At 68.7% G+C, this 22,163-nt stretch carries 13 protein-coding genes; 8 read left to right on the forward strand and 5 right to left on the reverse strand.

The annotated features are described in order from the left end of the window. The first annotated feature begins 10 nt into the window (after positions 1 to 10). The 7 genes from DM480_RS08940 to DM480_RS08970 all read left to right on the forward strand — a co-directional run bounded on the left by DM480_RS08940 (position 11) and on the right by DM480_RS08970 (position 10,507). Positions 11 to 1,129, forward strand: a complete 1,119-nt coding sequence (locus tag DM480_RS08940) for a glycosidase (protein ID WP_115378512.1) — start codon at positions 11 to 13, stop codon at positions 1,127 to 1,129. 57 nt (positions 1,130 to 1,186) lie between these two features. Next, on the forward strand, positions 1,187 to 2,755 hold the full coding sequence (locus tag DM480_RS08945; RefSeq protein ID WP_115378513.1) for an alpha-amylase family glycosyl hydrolase: 1,569 nt from the start codon (positions 1,187 to 1,189) through the stop codon (positions 2,753 to 2,755). 136 nt (positions 2,756 to 2,891) lie between these two features. After that, complete coding sequence (locus DM480_RS08950; protein WP_115378514.1) at positions 2,892 to 3,902, forward strand: glycosyltransferase family 4 protein; 1,011 nt, start codon at positions 2,892 to 2,894, stop codon at positions 3,900 to 3,902. A 33-nt stretch (positions 3,903 to 3,935) separates the two neighbouring features. Continuing rightward, positions 3,936 to 5,594 (forward strand): MFS transporter, encoded by a 1,659-nt coding sequence (locus DM480_RS08955; RefSeq protein WP_115381076.1) that lies wholly within the window; start codon positions 3,936 to 3,938, stop codon positions 5,592 to 5,594. Beyond that, on the forward strand, positions 5,591 to 6,763 hold the full coding sequence (locus tag DM480_RS08960) for an HlyD family secretion protein (protein ID WP_115378515.1): 1,173 nt from the start codon (positions 5,591 to 5,593) through the stop codon (positions 6,761 to 6,763). The genes DM480_RS08955 and DM480_RS08960 overlap by 4 nt, the downstream gene beginning before the upstream one ends. A 224-nt stretch (positions 6,764 to 6,987) precedes the next feature. Then, on the forward strand, positions 6,988 to 8,328 hold the full coding sequence (locus tag DM480_RS08965; RefSeq protein ID WP_232834198.1) for an efflux transporter outer membrane subunit: 1,341 nt from the start codon (positions 6,988 to 6,990) through the stop codon (positions 8,326 to 8,328). Positions 8,329 to 8,428: 100 nt separating this feature from the next. After that, a complete protein-coding gene (locus tag DM480_RS08970; protein WP_232833929.1) occupies positions 8,429 to 10,507 on the forward strand; it encodes an ATP-binding protein in 2,079 nt (692 codons plus the stop codon). A 42-nt stretch (positions 10,508 to 10,549) separates the two neighbouring features. On the opposite strand, the gene DM480_RS08975 is transcribed toward DM480_RS08970, so the two are convergent. From DM480_RS08975 to DM480_RS08990, 4 genes are read right to left on the reverse strand one after another with little or no spacing between them, the layout of a single operon-like run. Next, the gene (locus tag DM480_RS08975; protein WP_115378518.1) at positions 10,550 to 11,374 is read right to left on the reverse strand and encodes an HpcH/HpaI aldolase/citrate lyase family protein; all 825 of its coding nucleotides are present in this window, start codon (positions 11,372 to 11,374) and stop codon (positions 10,550 to 10,552) included. A 13-nt stretch (positions 11,375 to 11,387) separates the two neighbouring features. Further along, a complete protein-coding gene (gene mprF, locus DM480_RS08980) occupies positions 11,388 to 13,949 on the reverse strand; it encodes a bifunctional lysylphosphatidylglycerol flippase/synthetase MprF (protein ID WP_115378519.1) in 2,562 nt (853 codons plus the stop codon). Next, positions 13,949 to 14,392, reverse strand: a complete 444-nt coding sequence (locus DM480_RS08985) for a DUF2147 domain-containing protein (RefSeq protein WP_115378520.1) — start codon at positions 14,390 to 14,392, stop codon at positions 13,949 to 13,951. Before DM480_RS08985 ends, mprF begins: the two co-directional genes overlap by 1 nt. After that, positions 14,389 to 15,285, reverse strand: coding sequence for an AcvB/VirJ family lysyl-phosphatidylglycerol hydrolase (locus DM480_RS08990; RefSeq protein ID WP_157968782.1), 897 nt, complete (start codon positions 15,283 to 15,285; stop codon positions 14,389 to 14,391). The genes DM480_RS08985 and DM480_RS08990 overlap by 4 nt, the downstream gene beginning before the upstream one ends. A 150-nt stretch (positions 15,286 to 15,435) precedes the next feature. On the opposite strand from DM480_RS08990, the gene DM480_RS08995 reads away from it, so the two are divergent. Continuing rightward, complete coding sequence (locus tag DM480_RS08995; RefSeq protein WP_115378522.1) at positions 15,436 to 18,474, forward strand: TonB-dependent receptor plug domain-containing protein; 3,039 nt, start codon at positions 15,436 to 15,438, stop codon at positions 18,472 to 18,474. A 71-nt stretch (positions 18,475 to 18,545) separates the two neighbouring features. Here DM480_RS08995 and DM480_RS09000 read toward each other — a convergent pair whose 3' ends face one another. Next, positions 18,546 to 21,953 carry a class I SAM-dependent DNA methyltransferase gene (locus DM480_RS09000; RefSeq protein WP_115378523.1) on the reverse strand — a complete coding sequence of 1,136 codons (3,408 nt, stop codon included), beginning with the start codon at positions 21,951 to 21,953 and terminating at the stop codon, positions 18,546 to 18,548. Between the last annotated feature and the right edge of the window lie 210 nt (positions 21,954 to 22,163).

A 22,163-nucleotide genomic window follows, 5' to 3' on the forward strand; every position in this document is an offset into this window, starting at 1 on the left:
TTCACGCGGCATGGTCCACGCCGACACGCTGATCTTCACCCCCGACGACGTCGACCTCTCCCGCTCGCCGCTGCGCCGCGGGATCGCGGAGCCGACCTATGTGCTCGGCGCGTTCAACCCCGGCTTCACGCGGCTGCCCAGCGGCAACCTGTTGCTGATGGCCCGCATCGCGGAGGCGCTGTCGCAGCCGGTGCGCGACGACCACGTCCGCGCGATCCGCCGGACCCCAGCGGGTTACGTCCTCGACCCCTGGCCGCTCGCCGACGTCGACATGACCGATCCGCGCCAGTTCGAGATCAAGGGGCGCAAGCACCGCGTGCTCGGCCTGACCTCGCTGTCGTGGCTGCTCCCGGTCGAACTCGACCCGACGGGACAGCGGATCGTCGCGGTCCATTATGACAAGGCGATCGAACCCGCCGCCTCCTACCAATGCTACGGCGTCGAGGATGCGCGGATCACGAAGGTCGGCGACACCTGGTACATGACCACCTGCTCGGTCGGGGCGGAACGGCATTGCACGACGCTGCACATGTCGCGCGACGGCCTCACCTATCGGCTCGAGGGTATCGTGCTCGACCACCAGAACAAGGACATGATCCTGTTCGAGGGCAAGGTGGCAGACAGGTTCATGGCGCTCACCCGTCCGCTCGGCGAGGTGTATTTCGCCTATCCGCCCGACAGCGAATGGGTCGGCGGCCCCTCGATCAATTTCGCACAGAGCCCGGACGCGCTCCATTGGAAGCCGCTCGACGCGCCCGGCCTGCGCGCGCGGCGCGGCTCTACCTCTGCGATGAAGATCGGCGGGGGCACGCAGCCGGTGCTGACGCCGGACGGCTGGATGATGATCTACCACGGCGTCGAGGCGCGCGAGAGCGTCGGCATCTATCGCAGCTTCTGGGCATTGCTCGACCGCGACGACCCGTCGCACATCCTGCGCGTCGAGGACGACGTCCCGCTGATCGAGGCCGATCCCGCGCTGACCGCGCTCATCGCGCACCAAATGTATCTGCCCACCCCCGTGGTCTTCTCGACCGGGCTGGTCGAGGACGGCGACGATTATCTGATTGCCAGCGGCGAGGCCGATCTGGCCTGCCGGATGACGCGCATCGCCAAGTCGCGGTTTCGCTGAGCGGAACCGTTACGCCCCCGCACCGTTCGGTTGCCGGTTGAAACGGGGGAACCGGCCTTGGCACCATGGTGGCAATCGGGCGCGATCTATCAGATCTATCCGCGCTCGTTCCAGGACAGCGACGGCGACGGCATCGGCGACCTCAAGGGGATCGCGGCGCGGCTCGACCATCTCGTCGCGCTCGGTGTGGATGCAGTGTGGATTTCACCGATCTTCCCCTCGCCGATGGCCGACTTCGGGTATGACGTCGCGGATTATTGCGGGATCGACCCGCGCTTCGGCACGCTCGCCGACTTCGACGCGCTCCTCGCCGCGGCGCACGAGCGTGGGCTGAAGCTGCTGCTCGATTTCGTCCCCAACCATTCGTCGAGCGAGCATCCCTGGTTCCGGGAAAGCCGGTCGTCACGCGACAATTCCAAGCGCGACTGGTACATCTGGCGCGACCCGGCCCCGGATGGCGGCCCACCCAACAACTGGATCAGCGATTTCGGCGGATCGGCTTGGGCCTGGGACGAGGGCACCGGTCAGTATTATTACCACGCCTTTTTGAAGGAACAGCCCGACCTCAACTGGCGCAACCCGGAATTGCGCGCGGCGATGATGGACGTGCTGCGTTTCTGGTTCGACCGCGGCGTCGACGGTTTCCGCATCGACGTGCTGTGGCACATGGTGAAGCACGCCGACTTCTCCGACAATCCGCCCAACCCCGGCTACCGGCCGGAGATGGGGGAGATGCACGCGGTGCTGCAGCTCAATTCCACCGACCAGCCCGAGGTGCACGATATCGCCGCCGAGATGCGCCGGATCGCGGATGGGTATCCCGGCGACCGCGTGCTGATCGGCGAAATCTACCTGCCCGTCGAACGGCTGATGGGCTATTACGGCACGGACGTACCGGAAGTGCATCTGCCCTTCAATTTCCAGCTGATCGACGCGCCCTGGGATGCGCGCCATCTCGCGCAGCTGATCGGCGAGTACGAAGCCGCCCTGCCGCCTGGCGGCTGGCCGAACTGGGTGCTCGGCAACCACGACCGTCCGCGCATCGCAACGCGGGTGGGCGATGCGCAGGCGCGCGTCGCCGCGATGCTGCTGCTGACGCTGCGCGGCACGCCGACGATCTATTATGGCGACGAGATCGGCATGGCAGACGTCGCGATCCCCGCCGGCCTGGTGCAGGACCCGCGCGAGTTGCGCGAACCCGGCCTCGGCCTCGGTCGCGATCCCGTGCGCACGCCGATGCCGTGGAACGCGAGCGCCGGCGCCGGTTTCACGACGGGCGATCCCTGGCTGCCGCTCGGCTCCGACTGGCCGACGCGCAACGTCGCGGCGCAGGCGGGCGACGATGCTTCCATGCTCGCACTCCACCGCCGCCTGCTTCACCTGCGCCGCAAGCACGACACGCTGGCGATCGGCGATTTCCGCCTGATCGAAAGCGACGGGAGCGTCCTCGCCTACGAACGCCATCATGGCGACGAACGCATCGTCGTCGCGCTTAATCTGGGCGCGGACCCGCAGCCGTTCGCGTTGCCGGAGGGCGAGGTGCTGGCATCGACGCTGCCCGACCCGCATGAACCGGGCCTGCTGCGCGGGGACGAGGGCGTCGTGATTCTCGTCGTGCCCGCGTGACACCCTCACCCTTCCGCGGCTTCGCCGCTCCCTCCCTCTCCCAGCGGGAGAGGGAAGAGGCGCGTAGCGCCGAAAGGGTGAGGGGTGGGTGCGTGACGCCTCGCATTGTCTCCTTTCGAAAGCTCCACCCCGCGCCATGAAGATCGCCATGCTCGCCCCCATCGCCTGGCGCACGCCGCCGCGTCATTACGGCCCATGGGAGCTCGTCACCAGCCTGCTCACCGAGGCGCTGGTCGCGCGGGGCATCGACGTCACGCTGTTCGCGACGCAGGACAGCCTCACCGCGGGGACGCTCGCCGGCGTCGTTCCCGCACCCTATTCCGAAGACCCGTCGATCGACGCAAAGGTTTGGGAATATCGCCACCTCGCGCACGTCTTCGAACGCGCGGGCGAGTTCGACATCATCCACAACCAGGCGGATTTCCCCGCCCACGCCTTTTCGAATCTCGTCGACACGCCGATCGTCACGACGATCCACGGCTTCTCGTCCGACCGCATCCTGCCGATGTACAAGCCGTACGAGCATCGCGTGCACTATGTCGCGATCAGCGACGCCGACCGGTCGCCGCAGCTGCATTACGCCGCGACGATCCACCACGGCATCGTGCTCGACGATTTTCCCTTCGATCCGCGGGGAAGCGACACCTTGCTGTTCTTCGGCCGCATGCATCCCGACAAGGGCGCGGCGGAAGCGATACGCGTGGCGCAGGCGACGGGGCGCGACCTTGCCATGTACGGCATCGTCCAGGACCAGGGTTATTACGACCGCGAGATTCGCCCGCATCTCGGCGGCACGCGCATCCGCCATCCCGGCGCGGTCGGTGGGGCCGAGCGGACGCGCGCGCTGGGCAAGGCGGCGGCCTTGCTCCACCTCATCAACTTCGACGAGCCGTTCGGTTTGTCGGTGGTCGAGGCGATGGCCTGCGGCACCCCCGTCATCGCGATCAACCGCGGCTCGATGCCCGAACTGATCGAGCATAGCGTCACCGGCTTCCTCGTCGGCAGCGTCGATGAAGCGATCGCCGCGGTCGGCCGGCTGGGTGAGATCGATCGCGCCGCCTGCCGCGCGGCGGTGGCGGCACGCTTCAGCGTCGAGCGGATGGCCGATCGCTACATCGCGCTGTATCGATCCATCTTAGGTGCTTGATCCCGCCGGGTCTTGCAGGCGAATGTCACCGCCATGCTGAGCCGCGTGCGCCGTTTCCTGACCGAGGAGGACTGGCAGTTCCTGCCGCACGAGCGGCCGGCGCTGCCCGGTTCGCCCGGCTCGGTCGAGCATGAGACGCGCATCCGCGTCGCTTATGGCGTCATCGCGATCCTGCTCGGCCTGACCGGTGGATTCGGCAATGCGCTGATCAGCGCCAATACGACGACGCTGCAGGGCGCGCTCGGCCTCGATCCCGCGGAGATCGCCTGGCTGCCGACCGTCTATGTGATGACCAACGTCAGCATCAACCTGCTGCTCATCAAGTTCCGCGCGCAGTTCGGCCTCCGGCCCTTCGCGCTCCTCTTCCTCGGCCTCTACGTGGCCGTCACGCTCGGCCACCTGTTCGTGCGCGAATTCCAGACCGCCATCCTGGTGCGCGCGATCAGCGGCATGGCGGGCGCGCCCTTGTCCAGCCTGTGCCTCTATTACATGATGCAGGCGCTGCCGCTCAAATGGCGGCTGAAGGCGATCGTGCTGGGCATCGGCGTGCCGCAATGCGCGACGCCGCTTGCGCGGCTGTTCTCGCCCGAATTGCTCGCCATGTCGCAATGGCGCACGCTCTATCTTTTCGAACTCGGCCTCTCGCTGCTCAGCTTCGCTGCGGTCGCGCTGCTCCGCCTGCCGCCGACGACGCGGTCGAAGGCGTTCGAGAAACTGGATTTCGTCACCTTCCCGCTGTTCGCGGTCGCGATGGCGCTGATCGCCGCGGTGCTCGGCCTGGGTCGCTACGTCTGGTGGACCAATGCGGCATGGCTCGGCTGGGCGCTGATCGTCGCCATCCCGATGCTCGCCGCCGCATTGGTCATCGAGCACAACCGCGCCAACCCGCTGCTCAACACGCGCTGGCTGGGCAGCGCCGATATCGTTCGCTTCGCGATCGTCACGATCATGGCACGCATCGTGCTGTCCGAACAGACGTTCGCCGCGGTCGGCCTGCTCACCGTGCTGGGCCAGAACAACGACCAGCTCGGCACGTTCTTCACCGTCATCTTCCTGTGTTCGGCGGCGGGCGTCGCGCTTAGCGCGATCACGCTCGACACCAACCGCACCGCGCACCCGATCATGCTCGCGGTCGGCCTGGTCGCGATCGCCGCGTGGGCGGACAGTTATTCGACCAGTCTGACGCGCGCGCCGCAGATGTACTGGACGCAAGGGTTGATCGCATTCGCCGGCACCTATTTCCTCGGCCCCGCGTTGCTGTTCGGCATGCTGCGCGCGCTGCAGCAGGGGTCCGGCCATGTCATCAGCTTCATCGCCGTGTTCGGCATCGTCAACGGCATCGGCGGCCTTGCCGGCACCGCCCTGCTCGGCACGTACCAGATCGTCCGCGAGAAGGCGAACAGCGCCGGCATCGTGCAGGGCATCGATCCGACCGACCCGATCGTCACGCAGCGGCTGACGGCGGGGGGGCAGGCGGTGGCGCGCGTCGTCGGCGATCCCGCCTTGCGCAGCGCAGAGGGTGGCGCCCTGCTGTCGCAGACCGCGACGCGCGAGGCGAACGTTCTGGCCTATGACGACACCTTCCGCCTCGTCGCCATTCTCGCGGCGGCGACCTTCCTGTATCTCGTCTTCCTCTTGATCCGCCGCGCGCGCCGGGCCCGCCGTGCCGCGCTCGCAGGGGCACCCGCATGACCGATACCCGCAGCCCGGAAACCCGCAGCCCGGAAAATCGCAGTCCCGTCGACTCCGCCCCCGCGACCGACGAAGCGCAGGCGCAGGCCGCCGCCGCGCCCGCCAGTTCCGGCTGGCGCCCGACGCCGCCCAGCCGCACCGCGATGATCGTCATCGCGCTCCTCGCCGTCGCGGGCATCCTCGCGGTGCTCGCCGCGTGGCGACTGCCGCCCTTTGCCACCGCCTATCAATCGACCGACAACGCCTATGTCCGCGGCCGCACGACGGTGATCGCGCCGCAGGTGTCGGGCTATGTGACGCAGGTGCTCGTCCGCGATTTCGAGCAGGTGCAGGCTGGCCAGCCGCTCGTCCGCATTGATGATCGCATCTATCGCCAGCGCGTCGACCAGGCGAGCGCGCAGGTCGATGCGCAGGCCGCGACGCTCGCCAACGCGCAGCAATCCGAACGCAGCCGCGAGGCGAGCTTCGCCGCGCAGAACGCCGCGGTCGCCAATGCGCAGGCGCAGCTGATGCGCGCGCAGGCAGACATGGCGCGCGTCGACGACCTCGTGAAGGACGGGTCGGTCAGCTTGCGCGAACGCGACCAGACGCTCGCCGCGCTGCGCCAGGCGCAGGCCGCGGTGCAGCAGGCGAACGCCGCGCGCGAGATCGCGCGGCAGGACATCCGCACGGTGCAGGTCGGCCGTGGCGGCCAGCGGGCCGGCGTCTCGGGCGCGGAAGCCGCGCAGCGGCTCGCGCAGATCGACCTTGCCAACACCGTGATCCGCGCGCCCGAAAACGGCCGTTTGTCGGAGGTCGGCGTGCGCGTCGGCCAATATGTGACGGCGGGCTCGCAGTTGATGTTCCTTGTGCCGCCCGAAACCTGGGTCATCGCCAATTTCAAGGAGGCGCAGACCGCGCGGATGATGGTGGGCCAGCCCGCCAGTTTCACCGTCGACGGCCTCGCCAACGCGCGCCTGACGGGCCGTGTCGAGCGCATCTCGCCCGCCGCCGGATCCGAATTCGCGGTGCTCAAGGCGGACAATGCGACGGGCAATTTCACCAAGGTGCCGCAACGGATCGCGGTGCGCATCCGCATCGATCCCGGCCAGCCGCTGATCCAGCGCCTGCGCCCCGGCATGTCGGTGCAGGCCCGCGTCGACACCACCTCCGGCCCGGCGGTGCGGTGATGCGTGTCCTGCGAAACGGGTCCTCCTTCTTCCCCGGCGAAAGCCGGGGCCCAGTTGCGAAGGCCATCGTTGGGACGCGTTCCGCGCTGTTGCGTGCGTCTCCCAACTGGGTCCCGGCCTCCGCCGGGGAAGAACCAAGGGTTGCACGCGCAGCTCCTTCGCGTCTTCGCGTCTTCGCGCGCACCCTTCTCACCGTCGCCGCGACCGCCACGCTCGCGGCCTGCATCGGTCCGCGCTCCGCGCCGCCCGCCGCCAGCGCGGTTGTGCCGCCGCCGGCGTGGCGCACCGCGCTCGGCCCCGGCGCGCCGATCCGGGCCGACTGGTGGAATGCGTTCGGCGATCCAGTGCTGACCGATCTCGTCGCGCGTGCGCTGGCGAACAACGTCGACCTCGCCACCGCCGCCGCGCGCGTCGAGGAGGCGCGCGCGGCGCTGCGCCTCGCCCGCGCGCAGCAGACGCCGCAGATCGGCGGGCAGGCGCCCTCGACCGGCGGCCAGACGGTGAGCCCGTTCGGTACGCCTAGCGATGCGATCGGCGCCGCGCCCGCGGTCACCGCCAGCTACGACCTCGACATGTTCGGTCGGCTGCGGCAGGCGAGCCGCGCCGCCCGCGCGCAGGCGCTCGCCAGCGAGGGCGCGCGCGACACCGTCCGCCTCGCCATCGCGAGCGGCGTCGCCAACGGCTACATCAGCTTGCGCGGCCTCGACCAGCGGCTCGCCGTCGCGCGCCAGACGCTCGCGGCGCGCGCGGAGGGGCTGCGCATCGCGCGCCGCCGGGCCGAGACGGGCTATACGTCGAACCTCGAGCTGCATCAGGCGGAATCGGAATATCAGGCGACGCTGCAACTCGTCCCCGCCGCCGAACTCGCGGTCAGTCGGCAGGAAAATGCGCTCAGCCTGCTGCTCGGCGAGGCGCCGCGGGCGATCCCGCGGGGTCTGCCGCTCGACCGGCTGACGACGCCTGCGATTCCCGACGGGCTGCCCGCCGACCTGCTGCGACGGCGCCCCGATCTGTTCCAGGCCGAACAATCGCTCGTCGCCGCCGACCGCACGCTCGACAGTGCGCGCGCGGCGATGCTGCCCAATGTCGCGTTGACGGGCAGCGCCGGCGTCACCTTGTCCACCGTGCTCGCCAACCCGATCGGCGTCTTCACGCTCGGCGCGAATATCCTGTCGCCGATCTTCGACGGCGGCCGGCTGCGTGCGCAGACCGACGTCGCCGCCGCGCGCCGCGATCAGGCGGCCTTCGCCTATCGCCGCGCCGCGCTCACCGCCTTTCGCGAGGTCGACGACGCACTCGCCGGCGTACGTCGCTCGGGCGAACAGGCGCAGGCGCTCGGCGGTCAGGTCGACGCGCTCGCCGCGGCGCTGCGCAACGCCAGCAACCGCTATCGCGCGGGGTACAGCGCCTATATCGACCAGCTGGACGCACAACGCGGCCTGCTCGCCGCCGAACTCGCGCTGGTGCAGGCGCGCGCGGATCGCCTCAACGCCTATGTCGCGCTCTACCAGGCGATGGGCGGCGGCTGGAGCGTTGCGGATATCGCGACGACCTCGCGCCGATGAAGGCCCCCTTCGGTCATATGGGATCGACCCGCGCGCTCGCTCGTTCCGCCGACCCGTCCAACCCTTTGACCGACCCCCGATGCCGATGTCCGACCCCCTTATGACAGACGACGTGCAGAGCAGCGTTGGCAGCTGGGACTGGGACATCCCGGCCGACCGGGTCACCGCCGATCCGGGGTTTGCCGCGCTCTACGGCGTCGATGTGGCGCAGGCGCAGCGCGGCGTCCCGATCGCGTCCTTCTTCGCCGGCATTCACCCCGATGATGTGGCGCGCGTCCACGAGGAGGTCGACCGCACGATCGCGACGGGCGGCGAATTCAGCAGCGAATACCGCCTCGTCCAGCCCGACGGGCGCAGCCTGTGGGTGATGGCGAAGGGGCGCTGCATCCTCGACGACGTCGGCCGGCCATCGCGCTTTCCGGGGATCAGCTTCGACATCGATGCGCGCAAGCGTGCCGAGCTGCGCCTCGCCGGCCTGATCGAACTCAACGATCGGCTGCGCGAACCGGGGGATGCCGCCGATCTCGCCTTCGCCGCCGCCGAAATCCTCGGCCGGTTGTTTGAAGTGGGGCGGGTCGGCTACGGCACGATCGACCGCGCCGCGGAAACCATCGTCACCGAACGCGCCTGGTGCGCGCCGGGGATTTCGCCATTGCCGGCTATCCTGCACTTTCGCGACTATGGCTCGTACATCGAGGATCTGAAGCGCGGCGATACCGTCGCGATCGACGATGCGTACAAGGACCCGCGCACGCGCGCCACCGCGGAGGCATTGAAGGGTCTTTCCGCATTGTCGTTCATCAACATGCCGGTGACCGAACAGGGCGGCTTCGTCGCGCTGCTCTACCTCAACCACCCCGTGCCGCGCGTCTGGCGACCCGACGAGGTCGCCTTCGTCCGCGATGTCGCGGAACGGACGCGCGATGCGGTCGAGCGGCGGCGCGCCGAACAGGATCTGGCGGCGCTCACCGCCTCGCTCGAGGAACAGGTCCATGCCCGCACCGCCGAGCTGATGGCGGCGGAGGAGCATCTGCGCCAGGCGCAGAAGATGGAAGCGGTCGGCCAGCTCACCGGCGGACTCGCGCACGATTTTAACAACATGCTCACCGGCATCTCCGGCGCGCTCGAGATGATGCAGGTGCGCATCCGGCAGGGGCGGATAAACGACCTCGACCGCTACGTCAGCGCGGCGCAGGGCGCGGCGAAGCGGGCGGCGGCGCTCACCCACCGCCTGCTCGCCTTTTCGCGCCGCCAGACGCTCGATCCCAAGCCGACCGACGTCAACCGCCTGGTCGCCGACATGCACGACCTCATCCAGCGGACCGTCGGGCCGGCGATCGGCGTGGAACTGGTCGGACAGTCCGGGCTATGGCCCGCGATGGTCGATCCCAACCAGCTCGAGAATGCGCTGCTCAACCTGTGCATCAATGCGCGCGATGCGATGCCCGATGGCGGGCGCATCACGATCGAGACCGCCAACCGCTGGCTCGACCAGCGTGCCGCGCGCGAACGCGACCTCGATCCGGGCCAGTATCTGTCGCTGTGCGTCACCGACACCGGCACCGGCATGACGCCGGAGGTGCAGGCGCGCGCCTTCGACCCCTTCTACACCACCAAACCGATGGGGGAGGGGACGGGCCTCGGCCTGTCGATGATCTACGGCTTCGCACGCCAGTCAGGCGGCCAGGTGCGCATCTATTCGGAACTGGGGCAGGGGACGACGATGTGCATCTACCTGCCCCGCCATTACGGCGATGCGGCGGAGGAGGATGCGTCCACGATCGTCGCTGCGTCGCCGCGCGCAGGCGAGGGACAGGCGACGGTGATGGTCGTCGACGACGAACCGACGATCCGCATGCTGGTGACCGAAGTGCTTTGCGAGATGGGGCATAACGTGCTTGAGGCGGGCGACGCCGCTGCGGCGATGCGCCTGTTCGCGACCGGCACGCCCGTCGACCTGCTCATCACCGACGTCGGTCTGCCGGGCCAGATCAACGGCCGCCAGCTCGCCGACGCGGTGCTGGAGGAGCGGGCCGGGCTGAAGGTGTTGTTCATCACCGGCTATGCCGAAAATGCGGTGATCGGCAACGGTCCGCTCGCTCCCAACATGGGCCTCGTCACCAAACCCTTCGCGATGGAGCATATCGCCGATCGGATCGCGGCGCTGCTGCGGGAATAGCCGTCCTCTCTCGCTCTCTCCCTGCCGCGCTATGGGAGCGGGTCACGCCATCGCCAATATCCGCTTCGCCTCCGCCAGGTGCAGCCGCTCGACCATCGCGCCGTCCAGCCGGATCGCGCCCTTGCCCGCCGCCTCGGGTGCGGCAAAGGCCGCGACCACGGCGCGCGCCCAGGCGATCTCGGCAGCGTCCGGCCCGAACGCCGCGTTCGCCGCATCGATCTGGCCCGGGTGGATCAGCGTCTTGCCGTCGAAGCCCAGCATCGCGCCCTGCGCGCATTCCGCCGCCAGTCGTGCCGCATCACCGATCGCGTTGCACACGCCGTCGAGCACCGTCAGCCCCGCCGCGCGGCCCGCGATCACGATCTGCGCCAGCACCGGGACCAGCGGTGCCCGGTCCGTCCCGGGTCGGCAGCGCATCTCCTTGGCAAGGTCGTTGGTCCCCGCGATCAGCACGGTGCAGCGTGCGGCCGCGGCCGCGCCGACGATCTCGCCCAGCCGCAGCACCGCGCCGCACGTCTCGATCATCGCCCACAACGGCGGTCCGTCCGCGCCGACGGCATCCCGCGCCGCATGCAGATCGTCCGCCGACGACACCTTGGGCAACACCACCGCCATCGCCCCTCCCGCCGCCGCGGCATCGTCGCGTCCCCAGGGCGTGTCGAGCGCGTTGATCCGGATCGCCACCGCCCGATCGCGCGCGGTCGCCGTCGCGGCATCACGCGCCGCCGCCTTCGCCTCGGGCGCCACGGCATCCTCCAGGTCGAGGATCGCGGCATCGCAGGCGAGGGTCGCGAGCTTGGCGATCGCACGCGGGTTGGATGCCGGCAGGAACAAGACGCTGCGCCGCCGTCCATCGATCGTCGTCATCGCACCGGTCCTCCTATCCGCTCACCAGCCGCGCCAGGTCGAGCAAAGCCTTGGGCATCGCCACCCCCGGCGGCGCCGCGATATAGCGCGCCTCCCACGCCGGCCCGAACTTCGCCTTGAACGCGCGCAACCCCGCAAAGCCATAGATCCGCTCGCCATTGGCGAACAATGCATGGCCCAGCCGCGCCCACACCGGCGCCAGCCGCCCCGTCGGCAGTCCGGCGAGTGGCGCCATGCCCAGGTTGAACCGCGCGAACCCCTGCGCACGGCCCCATTCGATCATCCGCACCATCATCGCCTCCATCGTGCCATAAGGCGCGTCGGGCAGGTGGCGCATCAGATCGACCGAAAGCTCGGCGCCGTCCCCCGATGCCCAGACATTGGCGAAGGCGACGATCCGCCCTTCGCACCGCACCAGCGCGACCGGGAAACGCGCCAGATAGTCGGGGTCGAACGCGCCCAGGCTGAAGCGCTTCTCGCGCCCCTTCTTGTGCGCCAGCCAGGCGTCGGACACCGCGCGCAATTCGTCGATCAGCGCGGGCACCGCGGCGGCGGGCTCGACGCTGAAGACCGCGCCCGCCTGGTCGCTGCGTCGGATCGCGTGGCGCAGCGATTTGGCGCGCGGCCCCGCAAGCGTGAAGCCGTCGAGCGCGACCACCGCCTCCTCGCCGTATTTGATCGCGTGCAAGCCCAGTTCGACGAACAGCGGCAGCATGCGCTCGCTCGCCTGATAGACGCACAAGCGCCCGCCGCGCGCGTCGCATGCGCGGCGGATCGCCCAGCCCAGCTCGCTCCACGCCGCGACCGGGCCGACGGGATCGCCCATCACCGTCCACGTCCGCCCCTGCACCCGGTACATCAGAAACGCGTCGCCCGCCGCCGAGACGATGAAGCTCTTGTCGCCGGTGAAAGCGAGGTTGGCGTCCGCCCGCCCCGCATGGCGCAACGCCGCAAGGACGGCGGGTGTCGGCGGCGTCTCGCCGACGCGCGCAGTCCGGCGCCCGGTCATCAACTGCCACAGGCTCGCCGCGGTCAGCAGCACGCCCGCCGCGAAACTGGCGCGCAGGAAGCGCGGCGCATTGGCGTCGAGCGCGAACCGCCACCACAATTGGTCGGTATAGGCGGTTCGCTTGTACGCGAAGAAGCCGGCCCAGATGCTCAGCGCCAGTGCCACCACCGCCGCCGCCAGCCACGGCCAGCGCGGCCGGTCGGTCAGCACGCCGCCCTCGCGATAGAAGCTCGGCCGACAATATTGCAGCACGCCCGCGATGACGAGCTGGAGTGAGGCTTCCTCCCAGTCGAGGCCCTTCATCAGCGAAAAGATTGCGCCCCCGATCAGCAGCATGCGCGCCGCCGCCCAGCCCGAACGCAGCCGCGCATTGAGCGCTGGCGCGACGAGCAGCAGCGCGGTGCCGATCAGGCTGCCCGCCATGTGCGAGCCTTCGATGAAGGGGAGGGGCACCAGGTCGTCGAGATCGGTCAGCCGCCCCTTCACCCCCGGCAGTGCGCCCGAGACGAGCAGGACGAAGCCCGCGACGAAGACGAGCGCGGTCACCGCGGTCGGCGCCAGTGCCTGCGCGGCGCGATCCGCGACGCCGAGCGACCGGCGCAGCGGATGGCGCAGCCGCCAGGCTTCCGTCGCTGCGATGCCGATCGCCGCGATCAGCAGCGGCAGCAGGTAATAGATCAGCCGATACAGCAACAGCGCGGCGAAGATCGTCGGCCGCTCCCCCGGCACCGTCGCCAGCACCACCGTCTCGAACACGCCCAGGCCGCCGGGGACGTGCAGCACCAGTGCGACGATCACCGCGACCGCATAGGCGACGAGGAAATCGGGGTAGGCGCCGATCGCGGTGCCCGGCACGAGCACGAACAGCGCCGCCGATGCGGCCGCCAGGTCGATCAGCGACAGCCCGGTCAGCACGCCCATGTCGCGCACCGCGGGTACGGGCATGCGCCACCGGCTGAACCCGATACTGTCGAACCCGCGCGTCCGCGCGATCGGCGGGATCGCCAGCATCGCGATCAACCCCGCGCCGATCAACCGCGCGGCGAGCACGGGTACCGTCACCGGCCCCAGCGCGACCGCGCCCGGCGTCAGCAACAGGCCGATCCCCGCCGCGCCGAAGATGCCGCCCCAGAACGACACGCCCGCGATCCCCGCGACCTGCGCCACCTCGCCCAATGACAGTCCGGCCGCGCCATAGATGCGTAGGCGCGCGGAGCCGCCGGTCAGCACCGCCATCCCGAAATTGTGGCTGAGCGTGTAGCTGGTGAACGATCCCGCCGCCGCGATCCGCCACGGCAGCGGCCGCCCGATCGCGCGCAGCGAAACCCAGTCGATGCCGGTCAGCACCAGATAGCTCAGCACCGTCAGCCCCAGCGCCGCCGCGATCCGCCCGTCGGGGATGGCGTGCAGCGCGGCGCGCACGTCGCGCAGGTGCACCTGTTTCAGGACGATGTGCAGCGCCTCGAACCCGATCAGTCCGATCACCGCCACCGCCACCACCGTCAAAATGCGGCGGTGGCGCGCGGCGAGGGCCAGCGCGGCGTCGATCCGGGCGGTCACGTCCATCAGCCGATCCGGTGCCAGACCTGCGATTTGCACAGGAAACGCCCGACTAGGCATTGCGAGATCGTCAGCTCGGTCGCCGTCGTCTGCTGGATGTGCGAGGCGAAGGTGCGGCCCATGTCGGGCACGAACACGCGGCCCTCCCAATGGCCCGCGCCGACGCGGCGATAGGCGTGGAGCAGGCGCGTGCCGACCAATGTCGGCAGCTTCGCCTGCCGCGCGGCGGCTTCGGCATGCGCGCTCGCCCAGACGATCGTGCCGCACAAGGTGTCACCGGGGCACGGATGCGTCTCGACCGCCAGCGTCCCCTTGGGGTTGCTCCACCGGCCGACCACCGGATCGTGCGTCGCTTGCAAGGGACGGGCTTGAAAGGCCTGGACTTGCAAGGGGTGGGCCTGCACGGAATGGGCCGACGCGGCGAGCATCAGCGCGATCGACGCGATCATGGTTCGCCCCCGGCCCGTGCGGCCAGTGCGCTGCGCACCGCGGCGATTTCATGGGCGACGAGTGCGGCGTGATCGTTGTGCAGGAAATGCCCTCCCGGCATACCGACGACGCGGGCGCCCCGGACCCGCACCAGCGGACAGGCGCTGTCGCGTTCCTCGACGCCGTAGATGCACGTCAGCGGCGTCCAGTCGATCCGGTTGATCGTCGCCGCCGCGCGACTGTCCGGCGCGAACAGATAGGCGATGCCCGACGGGTCGGCGCGAAAGAAGACGGTGTCGCCCGGCACGACCAGCACCACGCCCGCGACGTGGCGGCGCAGCGCCGGCGGCAGCGCGACGAGCCCGGTCTGCAGGATGTCCGCGCCGAACGACTGGCCGATCAGCACCAGTTCGGTCGCGCCGGTGCGCGCCAGCCCCGCGCGGACGCCGTCGGCGACGATCCGCGCCGCCGCTGCCGCCGTCTGCTGTCGGCGGAACAGCGTCGGCGAATTGAGGCCCAGCACGGGGATGCCGTCCGCCGCCAGCCCCTCGGTCGTGTTCGCGCCCATCCCGAAACGCAGGCCGAGGTCGCCGGAAAACAGCACCGCCGCGCCGCCCGCGGGATGACGGGCCGCGGCAACGGGGTCGGCTGGATAAAGTCGTGTCGCATCGCGCGCGAAGAACCCCGCCGCCGTCCACAGCGCCGCGATTCCAATGCCGATCAGCAGAACGATCGCGACGACCCTGGCCGAACGGTGGTGCAACAGGGAAACGCGCGACATGGCGCGGCTGTGCGCTTTTGCGCCGCCGCTCGCAACGGCAGGATCGGCCTTTTTCGTGCCCGACACGACCTTCGGCGTCGCGCGCAACCGCCAGATCGGGTCAAGACTGCGCTGGAAGGCATGCCCGGCCACGCAATGTTGCATTGATGCAACATGCTGAAAATTTCGTCACGTTAATGTCACTAGGGCAGTGGTGCGGACGTTTGAACCGCTCTAGGGGCGCCGATCTGGTCAGCTATGCTGTCTGAATTGGTCGATAACAAACTTTTAGGATCAGGGATCATGACCATCGCGTACCGTCGCCAGTTGCTTGCGACATCTCTTCTCGTCGGCGCCGCCATGCTGGTGAACCCGGCGCTCGCGCAGCAGGCCGGTGCGCCCGCGCAGGCGACCCCCGCGACCACGACCAACGACCAGGCGGCCAGCCCCGCCGCGACCGGCCAGACCCCCGCCGGCGACAATGCCACGTCGACGCAGGCGCCGACGCCGGGCGGCGACATCGTCGTCACCGGTTCGCGCATCGCCTCGCCCGCCGCCGCCAGCGCGTCGCCGCTGCAGGTGATCGGCGCGGAACAGATCCAGCAGCAGGGCGCGATCAACGTCCAGGAAGTGCTGCAGCTCAACCCCGCCTTCGGGTCGCCGGGCATCAGCCGCACCAACTCGTCGTTCGCGACGCAGGGCGCCGGCGCCGCGACCGTCAACCTGCGCAACCTGGGCGAGGACCGCACGCTCGTCCTCGTCAACGGCCGCCGCTTCGTCTCGGGCCAGCCGGGCAGCCAGGCGGTCGACCTCAACGTCATCCCGACGCAGTTCATCGACCGGATCGACGTGCTGACCGGCGGCGCCTCGGCCGTCTACGGCTCCGACGCGGTCGCCGGCGTCGTCAACATCATCTACAAGAAGAACTACGAAGGCCTGCAGCTCGATGCCCAGACGGGCATTTCCGAGCATGGCGACGGCGCCGACCGCCAGGTCAGCCTGCTCGGCGGCAAGAACTTCGCCGACGGCCGCGGCAACATCATGCTGTTCGGCAGCTATTCGAAGCAGGGCACCGTCCTCAAGCGCAACCGCTCGACCGAAGCAGGCTCGAGCGCGGTCGATTCGACGAGCCTCGGAGCGCAGAACGGCAACGACGCGGACCTGTTCACGCCGCGCGTCCTGCTGTCGGGCTTCGCTCCCGGTGGTCGCATCTATGCAGGCCCGGTAGACCCGGCGACCGGCCTTCGTCAGACCTTTAGCTACAATACGGGCTCGTTGGTGAATTGCACCGGCGTCAGCTGCGGTGGCTTCAACCGTTCGGATTATCGTTACCTCGCGGTGCCGGTCGAGCGCTACGTCGCCGCGGGCCGCGCGAATTTCGAAGTGTCGCCGGCTGCCAATCTCTGGCTGGAAGGTAACTACGCCAAGACCAAGGTGCAGACGTCGATCGAGCCTTTCCCGCTCAGTTCTGATCTGGTTGCCATTGCGACAAATGGCAATGTGCCGATCCAGACCCGCGTCAATGGCGTGGTTTATCGCAATCCCTTCGTGCCCGACGCGATTTTCAATGCAGCGACCGACACGGATGGTGATGGCCTCCGCGACATCTACTTCGATCGTCGCCTCGCCGACTTCGGTCCGCGCACCAGCTCGGCGGATCGCGACCTGTTCCGCATCGCCGGCGGCCTCAACGGCAGCTTCGGCGGCAATCGCTGGAGCTACGAGGTCTACGGCATCTACGGCCAGAGCAAGGAGCATCAGGTCGGCAGCGGCCAGTTCGACAGCCGTAACTTCGTGAACGCGTTGAATTCTTATCGTGATCCCGCGACCGGTCAGATCGTCTGTGCCGACGCGACGGCGCGTGCGGCGGGCTGTATTCCGGCGAACATCTACGGCATCGGTACGCTCGCGGCGGCGGCGCCGTACCTCGCGGTGCCTACCACGCTCGATGCCAAGATCACGCAGACGGTCGCCGGCGGTAACGTCACCGGCAAGCTGTTCTCGCTGTTCGGCGCAGACCCGATCGGCGTCAACATCGGCACCGAATATCGCCGCGAAACCAGCAGCAACACTTTCGACTTGCTGACGCAGCAGGGATTGAACGGCAACAATGCGCTGCCGGCGACCTCGGGCAGCTTCCACCTGTGGGAAGGGTTCGCGGAGGCGATCGTCCCGATCATCCAGGACAAGCCGTTCTTCCACTCGCTGTCGGTGCGCGGTGCGGTGCGCGTTTCCGATTATTCGACGATCGGCACGACGTTCAGCTACAACTACGGCGGCGAATGGGCTCCCGTGGAGGACATCCGCTTCCGCGTGATCAAGGCCCGCTCCGTGCGCGCGCCGAACATCAACGAACTGTTCCAGCCCGCGCAGCAGGACTTCCCCTCGGGTCTGCAGGATCCGTGTAAGGGCGTCACAGCGACGACTACCGGCACGGTGGCGACTAATTGCCGCGCCGCGCCTGGCGTGGCGGCGAACATCGCGGCCAACGGCGCGTTCACCGTCAGCCAAGCCGATCTTCAGGGCATCACCAGCTTCGGCGGCGGCAACCCGAACCTCAGCGAGGAAAAGGGCGACAGCTTCACCGCCGGTGTCGTGATCAATCCGCGTTCGATCAATGCGCTGCGCAACTTCGTCCTGACGGTCGACTACTTCAATGTCCGCGTGAAGGGCGCGATCGTATCGACCCCGCTGCAGTTCATTCTGAACCAGTGCTATGCGGCGTCTGACCAAACGGCATGCGCTCGGATTGTCCGGCGTGCGACCCCGGTAGGCCCGAACAGCGCGGGTTCGCTGGACGAAGTCAACACCAGCCCGACCAACAGCGGCGGCGTAAAGACGTCCGGCATCGATACGACGGTGACCTGGCGTCAGAACCTCTCCGACTGGGGTCTGGACGGTACGCTCGGCGTGCGTGGTTCGTACACGCATCTGATCTCGGGCTACACCGTGCCGCTGCCTGGCTCGCCGCGCGACTATTTCGCCGGGGAAATCGGGGCGTCGCGTGACAAGTTCACGATCAACAGCTCCTACGACCTCAAAGGCGTCGGCCTGACGCTGACCGGCACGTGGCTCAGCCAGGCGAGCCTTGACGATCAGCTGACGGGGGCTCGTCCGGGCACCAATCCGCTGTACCGCGTGCGCCCGCAATTCTACCTCGACTCGCAAATCCGCTTCCGCACGAAGGACAATTTCGAATTCTTCGTCGGCGGCGACAATCTGCTGAACAACAAGCCGCCGTATCTTGCGGACATCGGCGCGTCGGCGGGTCAGGACACCGATGCGGGCACGTATGACCCGCTCGGCCGCCGCTATTATGCGGGCGTGCGCATCGGGTTCTGATCGACCCGTTCGTCAGCGAACCTGGGGAGTGGCCGCAAGGCCGCTCCCCCTCTTCTTTCTTGCCGCCGAGTTCAGGCGGCGCGGCGCAGGCGGTAGCCGCCGCCCTCGCGCGTCACGTGGCCCAGCCGCGCCAGCGCCTCCAGCGTCGCTGCCACCCGCCGTTCGATCTTGCGCCCCTGCGCGAAGCCGCGCGCGATCGTTTCCGCGTCGAGCGGCTTGCCGGCACGCAGTTCGGCAAAAACCGCCGCCGTCTGCCCTACCGCATCGCGCGGGAAGCGCGGTTTGCGCACGATCGCCTGCAACGCCGCCTCGATCTGCTGTCCCTCGGCCGCCGCCGCCGGCAATGCGGTCAACCCGGCCCGCGCGATCTGATAGGCGGGCCGCAGCCAGCGCACCGTTCCGCGTCGCTCCTCCGCCCGCCGCTCCGCGTTGAGCGCCACCAGCCGCGCGACGATCTCCTCCGCCGGCAGGTCGACCGGCCAGCCATAGGTGTCCGCCACCGCCGCATCGATGCGATCGTGCAGTTCGGCGATGATGTCGACGCGTCCCCGCCGGCGCTGGTCCTCTTCCGCCGGGGTGAGCGCTTCGCCGCGGCCGATCGCGGCGCGCAGATTGTACAGCACCGTCAGCGTCAGGTCGGGATGTTCAGACAGCACCGTCTCGCGGGTCTCGTCGAGTTCCTCTGCCAGCATGCCGATCGCTTGGCGGCCGCTCTCACTGGCGTCGGGAAAGGGAAAGGGATCGAAAATGTTTGATTTAGTATAGCGATGCCCCTGTTCGAAGCGTGCGACGCCGATCAAGCCGCTGTTCGCATAGGTCCATTCAAGCGATATGCGCGAACTCAGAATCCCGAGATGAAATGGCCGATCGGATGCAATGCATGTTATCATGTTGTCAGGCAGTATGCCGGCGTCGATGAAGCAGAAGACGCGATGCTTTGCAGTTTCTACCGTGCCGATGTATCGCGCCAGGCCTGTCAGCGCTGCGCGCAATTCGGGTCTCGGCTTTCCGAACTGCCACCAGCGCGCCACGTAATCGAGGGCGTCTTTGGTCGGTGCGCGTGCTGCTTGCGCCACACGCGCCGCTTTCACCGATCGCAAAAGATGCTGGTATAGACCTGGCCACCGCCGACGCGCCTCGGCTTCCTCATGATCCGTCAGGTCGATCGCGTAGTTGCGTTGACGGATGCCGGTTAGCGCTTTGCCCTTCAGGTAGTTGCTTACCGGCAGGGGCAGCGTGTCCGCATGAGTTGTCGCGGCGGCTAGCGCGGTTTCGGTCAGAACGAATCCTGCGCCGTGCAACTTGATGCCAGGCGAGCATAGCCAGGCATTTGCGCGGAGGGGCTCCGCTGCCGTCACATCGACGCCGACGCCCAGATCGGCATTCACCCGCCCCTCGCGCGTGGCGAACACGATCTCCGGTGCGTCCGTATCCAGCCCGCGCTCGCTGCGCACCTCCAGCGCCACGCCCTCGCCCGTTCCGGCCTCCGCCACGCTCATCGCGATCCGCACCGCGGCGGCGTCGCGCGTCGCCTTGGTCCACGGATGGTCGGGGATCGCCATCACCAGCGACACCGGCTTTGCCGCCGCCATGCGCCGTGCGATGACGCGGCGGCTGAATTCCTGCGTGATCGAATTTGTCGTGACGAAGCCGAACCGCTTCAGCCGCGTGTCCGGTTCGGTCAGCCGCTCGGCGGCGCGATCCCACCAGTACATCACGTAATCGGCGGACTTGTTGACCTTGGGATGCGCCTTCCACAGCGCGGTCGCATAGGCCTCGCCCAGCCGGCCCCGGATGTCCTTGCCGCCGATGAAGGGCGGGTTGCCGACGATATAGTCCGCCGCCGGCCAGTCGGGACGCCGCGGGCGCGGCAGGCTGCCGTCCGCAGCCGGCGGATCGTGCGCCAGCACGGCGTCGCCGACGTGGATCGTGTGCAGCGTCTCCAGCACCGGATCGGCGATCGCGCCGCCATTGCGCATCTGCCATTGCAGATAGCCCAGCCACAGCACGAGTTCGGCGATCGCGGCGGCGCGCGGATTGACCTCGATCCCGCAGAAATTGCGCGGGTGCACGCTCGCGGTCTCCAGCGCCAGCGCCTCCTGCCCGCCGAGGTCGGCGAGCACCTCGAGCACGTCGCCTTCCAGCCGCTTCATCAGTTCGAGCGCGACATACAGGAAATTGCCCGTGCCGCACGCGGGGTCGAGCACCACCGTCCCCGCCAGCTTCTCGTGGAAATCGTGCACCGCGCGGATCGCGGCGGCGGGATCGGCGGTCCGCTCGCGCTCGACGGTGCCCAGCACCACCGCCTCCCATTCACGCTGCAACGGCGCGATCACCGTCGCCACCACCAGCCGCTCGACATACGCGCGCGGCGTGTAATGCGCGCCCAGCCGCCGCCGCTCGCCCGGGTCGAGCGCCTGTTCCAGCAACGTGCCGAAGATCGCCGGCTCCACCTCCGTCCAGACGTGGCGCGCCGCCTCGTACAATTCGCCGATCTCCTCGCGGTGCAGCGGGATGACGTGCGCCGCGGCGAACAGCCCGCCGTTGAAGCGGCGGATCGGGCAGTGCAGGACATGCGAGAAGCCGCCGCGGTTCATCTCCATCCACAGTCCCTCCAGCAACGGCGCGAAACGGTCGGGCGCGGCGCGCGCCTCGTCGAGCAGCCGCGTGAAGCATCCCGCCGCCAGCAGGCCGGTGTCCTCCGCGAACATCGTGAACAGGCAGCGCATCAGGAAATGCGCGACGGGTTCGGGCCGGTGCCCGCGATCCTCCAGCAATTTGTTGACGCTCGCCAGCCGCTTTGCGATGTCGCGGGTGACGGCGGCCGCGCGCTTTGCCGGATCGAGCGCGTGCGGATCGCGCCAGATGTCGCGCAGCCGGTCGCGCACCTGGGGCTGGTGCAGGTCGTCGAGGAAGATGCGATAGCCGCCGCGATCGGGGAACTGGCGGTAATTCTTTCCCTGGCCGGAAAAGTCGGCGAACACCTCGATCGCATGGCCGACGTCGACGACGAGGATGAACGGCGGCCAGCCGTGGCTCTCGGGAAGCGCGCGGGCATATTGCTCCGCCTGCTCGCGCGCATTGCGCATCAGCACGTCCCAGCCGCGATGCGCGCTGCGCCGCCCGCGCGCCGCCATGTCGAACCCGGGCAATGTCGCCTGCGTCGCACCCAGCGCCACCTCCTTGGCGCCGCCCGGCTCGCGGCTCTGCTTCGCCTCGAGCACGAAGCAGCCGCGTTTGTACAGGTCGATGCGCCCGTGGCCGGTGCGATCGACACCGTCGCGAAAGGTGACGGCGCGTTCGAACACGTAATCGTTGCGATCGTGCGTCGCATCGGCGGGGTTCGGCCGGTCGAGGCCGAGCAGGTCGCACAATTCCATCAGGAACAGCACGTAATTCGCCCGCTCCGCCCCGCCCTCGTTCCGCCGCCAGCGATCGACGAACCTGGCGATCGCGATATCGTCGCTGATGTCCGGCATGACTGTTCCTCCCGGAGGAACAGGCTGGCGAAGATTATCGGCGGCCGCAGATTTGATGAATCAATAACGGACCTCGGCAACCAGAGAGGCACGAATACCTCGCCTTTTATCGTCATCCCCGCGCAGGCGGGGATCCAGACACGCAAAGGTCAGCGATCTTGCCGGCACGTTAGCGTCTCTGGATTCCCGCCTGCGCGGGAATGACGAAAA

The organism is Sphingomonas sp. FARSPH (assembly GCF_003355005.1).
In the GTDB taxonomy this organism is placed as follows: domain Bacteria; phylum Pseudomonadota; class Alphaproteobacteria; order Sphingomonadales; family Sphingomonadaceae; genus Sphingomonas.